The sequence below is a fragment of the uncultured Ruminococcus sp. genome (assembly GCF_946415235.1).
In the GTDB taxonomy this organism is placed as follows: Bacteria; Bacillota; Clostridia; order Oscillospirales; family Ruminococcaceae; genus Ruminococcus.
Window position 1 is genome coordinate 20419 of sequence record NZ_CAMKRR010000033.1, and the last position, 7721, is coordinate 28139.

At 46.5% G+C, this 7721-nt stretch carries 6 protein-coding genes; 2 read left to right on the forward strand and 4 right to left on the reverse strand.

The features are described from left to right. Positions 1 to 34: 34 nt before the first annotated feature. Positions 35 to 2293, reverse strand: a complete 2259-nt coding sequence (locus Q0R37_RS08120; RefSeq protein WP_294753195.1) for an ATP-binding protein — start codon at positions 2291 to 2293, stop codon at positions 35 to 37. Positions 2294 to 2317: 24 nt separating this feature from the next. Further along, entirely contained in the window at positions 2318 to 2986 is a 669-nt protein-coding gene (locus tag Q0R37_RS08125) for a response regulator transcription factor (RefSeq protein ID WP_294753197.1), read from the reverse strand. A 362-nt stretch (positions 2987 to 3348) separates the two neighbouring features. On the opposite strand from Q0R37_RS08125, the gene Q0R37_RS08130 reads away from it, so the two are divergent. Beyond that, entirely contained in the window at positions 3349 to 4050 is a 702-nt protein-coding gene (locus Q0R37_RS08130) for a hypothetical protein (RefSeq protein ID WP_294753199.1), read from the forward strand. 943 nt (positions 4051 to 4993) lie between these two features. Here Q0R37_RS08130 and glmU read toward each other — a convergent pair. Both glmU and Q0R37_RS08140 read right to left on the reverse strand, forming a co-directional pair. Next, positions 4994 to 6370, reverse strand: a complete 1377-nt coding sequence (gene glmU / locus Q0R37_RS08135; protein ID WP_294753201.1) for a bifunctional UDP-N-acetylglucosamine diphosphorylase/glucosamine-1-phosphate N-acetyltransferase GlmU — start codon at positions 6368 to 6370, stop codon at positions 4994 to 4996. Positions 6371 to 6400: 30 nt separating this feature from the next. After that, complete coding sequence (locus Q0R37_RS08140; RefSeq protein ID WP_294753203.1) at positions 6401 to 7045, reverse strand: hypothetical protein; 645 nt, start codon at positions 7043 to 7045, stop codon at positions 6401 to 6403. Between the two features lie 243 nt (positions 7046 to 7288). On the opposite strand from Q0R37_RS08140, the gene Q0R37_RS08145 reads away from it, so the two are divergent. Further along, positions 7289 to 7721: PEP/pyruvate-binding domain-containing protein (locus Q0R37_RS08145; protein ID WP_294753205.1), on the forward strand; the 433-nt coding region annotated here is incomplete at its 3' end.

The window sequence follows — 7721 nt, forward strand, 5'->3', positions numbered from 1 at the left end:
TTTACTGTTTTTGAGATTGTGTTTTATTGCCACGTTACATTGTAACGATAAAGCAAACGCTTTTTCCGGGCTGATTAAGAACGTGTATCTTGAACTTGTGCTTGTCCGCAACGGATTTCGCTATGGCAAGTCCCAGTCCGTAGCCGCCCGTAGCACGGTTCCTTGATTCGTCGCTCCTGTAGAAGCGCTCGAATATCTTTTCGGTATCGGTCTCCTTGATGCCCTGACCTGTATTGTATACCGAGAACAGCTTTCTTTCTCCCGAACGCTTCAGCGTTACCTGTATAGTGCCGCCGTCGTTGGAATACTTGAGTGCGTTGTCGATGAATATGGCTGCCATCTGCTTTATATGCTTCTCGCTGCCGTTGAGCATGATATTATCCTCGATATTCACCTCGAACTTCTTATTGCTCTCGAATGCCTGACACTCAAAGGGCAGAGCCGTATTCGCAATAGCCTTGCTGAGGTTGAAGTATCTGCGTTCAAGCTCGTTATTGCTGTTTTCGAGCCTTGTGAGGTTCAGAAGGTCGTTTACGAGAACGCTCATACGGTCGGTCTGCGATTTGATATAATTCAGCCACTTGTTGTCGCCTATCTCTCCCTCAAGAACGTCCGCATTTGTGGATATTACCGTAAGAGGAGTTTTCAGCTCATGGCTCGCGTCGGAAACGAACTGCTTCTGCTTGTCGAAGGCCTCCCTGATAGGCTGTATGCTCTTCTTGCTGAGGAAATAAGCCAGCACCGAAAGAACTAAAAGAGCTATTGCTCCTACGATCATAGTGGTACGCTTGAGCTGATTGAGCATTTCCTTTTCGGAGCTCTTATCCGTGAGTATCATGATAGTTCCGTTGGGCTTGCTCGCTTTGTAGTACTGATACGAGTTTATCATACCCGTGTCTTTTCTGTAGTTTATTATAGCGCTCGTATATCTCTGAGCTCTTTCATCTACTATCTCATCGTTATTGAACGTATCGAGGTATTTTCCGTTGGTATCGGCCATTATCGCAAAGTAGTTGATTGAACCGATAGTCTTCGGGATAGGCTCAACGTTGTTCTTATTGTTCGCTGCGGGGGTTCCCGTTTTTGCGGGCTGTGAATAATTGTCCGTGTAGGCCAGCTGTACTATCTCGTATCCGTCGTCCTGATAAGCTGTCTTGCTCAGTTCAGCTTCGCTTGAAGAGCTTTCCGCATAGACCTCGGTATCATCCGTGTCATCGCTTGCTTTCTTTTCAGCATCGCTTTCTTTCTTATCAGAATCACTTTTTTTGTTCTCATTGTACTTCTTGGCGTACTGATTATCGGGATTCATAGGATTCATGGGGTTGTTCGGTATCCACCATGTGTACGGATTATAGCTGCTCCACCAGTCCTCGTTCTTTCCCTCGGCCTTGGTTTCGATCCACGGAGGAGTTCCCTGACCGTCCCATGTTTCGCCGTTATCATTTTGCCATTTACCGTCCACGATCTTCCAGCCGTTTATGTTCCAGTCATCGTTATTCCACTGGCTCCAGTCCTGACTGCTGCCCTGACCGCCCCACTGGCTCCAGTCCTGACTGCTGCCCTGACCGCCCCACTGGCCCCAGTCCTGGCTGCCGCCCTGGCCGCCCCACTGGCTCCAGTCCTGACTGCTACCCTGACCGCCCCACTGACTCCAATCCTGGCTGCCGCCCTGGCCGCCCCACTGGCTCCAGTCCTGACCGCCGTTCTGACTGTTCCAATCGCTCCAGCCGCCCCAGCTTTGGCCGCCGCCCTGACCGCCCCAGCTCTGACTGCCGCCGTTAGCCATAGTCGGGAATGTAGCTCCCTCGGGAAGTGTGGGTATGGCAAACCATGTGTAGTCCTCGGGCTTTTGCTCATCGGACTGTGTATCGTTCTCGGGAGCAGCGTTCTCGGAAGGCTCTCCCGAATTGTCTGCCTCGCCCTCTGTTGAAGCGTCTGTGTTTTCGGCTGTCTGCTCCGTGGATGAAGGAGCTGTTTCCGAAGAAGCTGCTGTCGAACCTGCTGAAGAGGTCACATTTTTATCATCGAAAGGCTTTGGCGGAGGATTGTTGTTCCTGCCGTCATTCACCTGACCTCTCGTATCGAGATAAAACTTTTCTTCCTTTTCGTTATAGCCAAGGCTTTGGGCTATCTCCTGAAGGACTTCCTTGGATTCGGAGCTCATTACTTCTTCGGTGATCACGTTGATACCGATGATAAGTGCCAAAAATACAGCAAGAAGAATACTGACGATCATACCAAAAAGTTTCATCTGAGCTCTGTTGAACATACGATCATGTACTTTTCTGAACATCTGACATTCCTCCTTACCTTAAATTTATTCCAGTGAGTAGCCTATACCGCGGGCAGTCTTTATCTGTACGGGAGCAGATATCACCGAGAGCTTCTTTCTCAGGAAAGAAATATATACCTCGATGTTATTGTACTCCACATCGCTTTCGTAGCCCCATATCTTCTCGATTATCCTTTCCTTCGGAAGGATCTGTTTCGGGTTAGAGATAAGGAGCTCCATTATCTGGTACTCCTTCAGCGAAAGCTTCACATCATTTCCCCGCCACATTACGGAACAGGTGTTTTTATTGAGCTCAAGACCGTTATAGTCCAGTCTTTTTTCGTCAACGAGCTCGCCCTTTCTTCTTGTGAGAGCGCGGACACGCGCCAGCAGCTCGCCCGTAACGAAGGGCTTTGTTATGTAATCGTCCGCGCCGCAGTCGAGTCCGTTTATCTTGTCCTCAATCTCGCTCCTTGCGGTGAGCAGCAGCACAGGAGTATTGATCTTTTCCTGCCTCAGCTTGCTCAGCACATCAAGGCCGTTCATGCCCGGAAGCATGATATCGAGGATTATACAGTCGTAAACGCCCGTGAGCGCATTGTCAAGTCCGTCAACGCCGTCGTAAACGGTGTCAACATTGTACATATTTCTTTTCAGTATCTCGGACAGAGCGTCCGCAAGCTGCATCTCGTCCTCAACAACGAGAAGTCTCATAATAAATACCCCCTTGGTCAGTATCTCAGCTGTTTTTCTCTGCTGACAAGTCGTGGAAACATCCGAAAAATAAGTATAACATTCCACTCTAATTCCATTATATCACAAATTATTGAAATAATCTTAAACAAGTGAAATGTTTAATATGTTGATTAGGAAAAAAATTCGACGCATTTTTGTGCACATCAACAGTTTTGCATTATAACCGCCGACAAATGTTGACTATAAGATAAATTTGTGCTAAAATTGATATACAGAACGAGGATTATAATTTACTGTTTTTACTCATTATATATTTTCCGTTATGGCAGTATATAAAATGATATACGGTATACTATATTATATAGATAGGAGGGGCGCAAATGTTATCACCTATGGAACGTAAAAAAATAGGATTTCCACTGCTTACTTCAGGTGCAGCCGAGCTGAAAAAATATGTGGACGTGTACAGCCTTTACGTTGAAAGCGGCTTTTCAAGGGAACTCTGCGAAGCCTACGCCGATGCGTTCATCGACAATGTAAAAAAGCCCGCTCCATTCGATATCATACAGCTCGCTTCCCTTTACGATAAGATAATGGACCATAAAACGGCAGCCTTCTATCTTGACAAGCTTGCCGATAAGAAGCTCGGCAGCGAAGACCGCTTCGACTACTGCACGGGTATGCTCAGGACCATCAGCAAGATAGGCAACTGGCGCGACGCCGAGGACTTCCGCACAAAAAATATCGGCTTCCTCCAGAAGCAGACCCCGAAGATGCCGCAGAAAAAGCAGGCGGAGCTGTATATCGCCCTTTCACTGGCAGACTGTGCCGCAAGGAGCTATGCTCCCGCGCTCAAGCTGCTGAAATTTGGCTATAAACCGCAGGGTAAGAACGATGTCACCCTCCTTGAGATATTCATTACGGCAGTCTATATCTTTGCGAAAGCAGATGACAACGAAGGCCTCGACGGAGCTGTCAGCAACGCAGAGGGCTGTCTGAAGCTCTTCAAGAACCTCGATTTCTCATGGGAAGAGGCTTATTTAAAGAACCGCATCGCAAACGCCGAAAACGGTATAATATGACTTAAAGCTCCGATGACCGTCGGAGCTTTTTCTGTTTTCAGGAACAGATTTTTAGTTAAAAAAATAGATTATATAAAAATGATGTATTTTTTGCAAATATTGCTACTGCTAATCAATTGTTGCTATTTTTAATAATAGTTAAATGAATAGCAGTCAGTTTGGCTTTTGAGCAATATGACGAACATATCACTTTTGTGCTGTAAAAGAATTATCGTTTACAAACGGCGTATTTATAGGAAATTTCAAATAGCCATTTTGTTCTGAAAAAAATAATAACAATAAAACACTATGTTTGTAAATGAAATATTAACGAGTTAAATTAATACAATTGTTAATGATTTCTTAATTTAAAACTTTGTATTAATTTTAGCAATATAGTGCTAATTTCGAGCAATATAATCAATTGAACTTAAGTCCCACATGGTCTATAATACAATTGTTGGAAGAGAAATATGCCGAAAAATCGGCTTCTCTACCACCACATAATAATGTTAAGATATATTATGTGTCCTGTAACAAAATCGGCAATTATATCCTGTGTTGCTTGATTCGGTTTTAAACTCCGCCGAATCCCAGATCCAAACATTCAGTTCCAGTATACTTCCGACACATACCAACTGTTATTAAACATTAATGCCTATAATATGTTTAATCGCCTAAAGCAGTTTAATGACGCTTGATACGTTCGCGCAGTCGTGACAGCACAGCAAACGGATATAAGGCACTGCGGAATTTGTGCCAGCCGTAAATGACATCTGAGTATAGAGGGTGCTCGGTGTCATCTGATAGCGACCTTGATTGGCTATTGAGAGGGTGTCAATGAAGGTCGTTATTCTTTTGCTTTTTTCGTTCTATACCATATAGAAAAAGGTCTGCTCACGGGCAGACCTTTTTTGCTGTCCCGAATCACGGACGCCGAACGCGTCCGTATTTCGGGGTATTTTTATTTTCCAAGCTTTGTCTTGAGCTTTCTCAGGGTATAGCCCTCGTTTATCTTCATAACGCCTCTGTCGATAGCAAGAGCGTAATCGGGAACATCTCTCGTAACTGTCGTTCCTGCGGCTGTATATACGGCTTTTCCCAGCTTTACGGGAGCTATAAGGTTCGTGTTGCAGCCTACGAAGCAGTTATCGCCGATAACGCAGCGGCTCTTTGCGATACCGTCATAGTTTACGGTAACGGTTCCGCAGCCGATATTCACGCGCTTTCCGATATCGCTGTCACCAACGTATGCAAGATGTGCGATAGCTGTCTTTTCGCCTATGGTCGAATTCTTTATCTCCACGAAGTCGCCTATCTTTGCATCTGACCTGATAAGGCTGTCGGGACGGATATGAACGTAAGGTCCTATGTTTACGCCCGACTCTATTACGGAATCGTAAGCCTGTACGGTATTGAGGCTCACATCGTCGCCGATATTGCAGTTCTCAACGACCGTATTCGGTCCGATAACGCAGTTCTTTCCGACTGCGGTATTTCTTCTCAGTATGGTATTCGGAAGTATCTCCGTACCTACGCCTATCTCAACACCGCGCTCTATGATGACGCCGTCGGTGCAGGTGAATTCCACGCCGTTTGCAAGATGCTTGTTGATAACAGCCATTCTTGCATATGTATTGAGCTCAAGGAGGTCCTTTCTGTCGTTTGCACCCTTGATGATATCAGCGTTGTCCGACTTGAAGGCTCCTGCGTTCTTGCCCTCGGAAATGGCGATAGACACCGTATCCGTCAGGTAGTACTCCTTCTGCGCGTTGTTGTTGTCGAGCTTGCCGAGAAGCTCCACAAGGTCGGCAGTCCTGAACCAATAAGCTCCCGAATTCACTTCCTTTACTGCCTTCTGCTCTTCGGTGGCGTCCTTCTGCTCAACGATGCCGCTTATACCCTTAGCGCTGCGGATTATCCTTCCGTAGCCGAAGGGCTCGTCAAGCTCCGCAGTTATGACAGTTACGGCATTCTTCTGCTCCTCATGGACAGCAAGAGAGTTCCTGATAGTATCCTCATCGATAAACGGAGCGTCGCCGCAGAGAACCAGTGTATTTCCGCTTTTATCGTTCTCGAGAAACGGTATCGCCTGCTGTACCGCATGACCTGTTCCCAGTCTCTCCGCCTGAAGCACTGTTGTATACTTTTTGCCGAGATACTCGTCTATCATTTCGCCCTTGAAGCCCTTTACCACACAGATGTCAGCAACATCCGCGGCTTCACAGGCGGTTATCACCCAATGGAGCATAGGCTCTCCGAGAACCTTGAAAAGGGGCTTGGGCATTTCCGCCTTCATTCGCTTGCCCTGTCCGCCCGCTAAGATAACAGCTTTATTCATACTTATACCTCCTCAAATGTCCGCAGGAGCTCAGTCCTGTGCTGACGGCTGCTCAGCATCCGCCGATGTCTGTTCAGTATCAGACGCTGCCTGTTCCGTCTCCTGCTCCTGTGTCATGCCGAGGAGATACTCCTCTGACGCAGGTATGAGCTTCCAGCCCTCGTCCTCAATGAAAACTGCCGATACAGGATCGGTAAACTCGCTGGCTTCGCCGCTCACTTCTATTTCTATATTCAGATTGAGACTGTAGCCTCTGCTTATCTTATAGCCGCTGGTGGGTATCTGCAAGCCCATCGCAAAGGAGTCAAAGTACTTCTTCGCTGCCTCAAGAGCCTCACTGCTCAGCTCCTTACAGGTATCGGTGCTGAATTTTTTCAGCTCTCCACCCACGCCCGAGCTCATTGCTTCCGCAAATTCCTGTTTTATGCCTGCTTTTTCCATGCCGTCGATCATCTCGGCAGGATACATACAGGTTATCATTGTCTCGACTTCGCCCGCTACGCTGCTCTCCGCGAATTCCTTGAGCACCTTTTCCGCAGCTTCGGGCAATGTGAGCTCCGCTGTCGTAACCTGAGCATTTCCGTCAGGGCTGTTTGCGTCATCGGCCCTCGGAGTGCACGAGGCAGTACAAACCGCCATAAAACAGGAGATAAGCAAAGCTGTCAGTTTTTTCATTCTCATATTCTCCTTTCATGCGTTCATACACCTATTTTTACACACTTTAGCCGTAAATGCAAGCTTTTTTTAAAAAAACTACTCCGCTTTGTTGATTTTTGTACAAATATAGCACTTTTAACGGCTTATTTTTGTCATCGCAAATATGGTAATTTTTTCTTTAATGTGTTATAATAGGTATAACTCGGATGATGTCCCCTGCGGATAATCGTTCGGTAATGTAAAAAATGGAGGTATACACCAATGGCAAATAAGTATTGTTACCTTTTCTCTGAGGGTAATGCCAACATGAGAGAGCTTCTCGGCGGTAAGGGCGCAAACCTGGCTGAGATGACAAACATCGGTCTCCCTGTTCCTCAGGGCTTCACGATCACAACAGAGGCTTGTACTCAGTATTACGAGGACGGCGGAATCTCTGACGAGATCATGGCAGAGATCAACGAGTATATCGTTAAAATGGAAGGAATCACAGGCAAGAAGTTCGGCGATAAGGAGAATCCTCTCCTCGTTTCTGTTCGTTCAGGCGCAAGAGCTTCAATGCCCGGTATGATGGATACAATCCTTAACCTCGGTCTCAACGAGACAGTTGTTAATACTATCGCAGAAAAGTCAAATAACCCAAGATGGGCTTGGGACTGCTACAGAAGATTCATCCAGATGTATTCTGACGTAGTTA

Bases quoted from the DNA above. Each gene is read 5' to 3' on its own strand.
- Q0R37_RS08140 (WP_294753203.1), bottom strand. From the start codon at position 7,045: ATGAAAAAACTGACAGCTTTGCTTATCTCCTGTTTTATGGCGGTTTGT.
- Q0R37_RS08130 (WP_294753199.1), top strand. From the start codon at position 3,349: ATGTTATCACCTATGGAACGTAAAAAAATAGGATTTCCACTGCTTACT.
- Q0R37_RS08125 (WP_294753197.1), bottom strand. From the start codon at position 2,986: ATGAGACTTCTCGTTGTTGAGGACGAGATGCAGCTTGCGGACGCTCTG.
- Q0R37_RS08120 (WP_294753195.1), bottom strand. From the start codon at position 2,293: ATGTTCAGAAAAGTACATGATCGTATGTTCAACAGAGCTCAGATGAAA.
- glmU (WP_294753201.1), bottom strand. From the start codon at position 6,370: ATGAATAAAGCTGTTATCTTAGCGGGCGGACAGGGCAAGCGAATGAAG.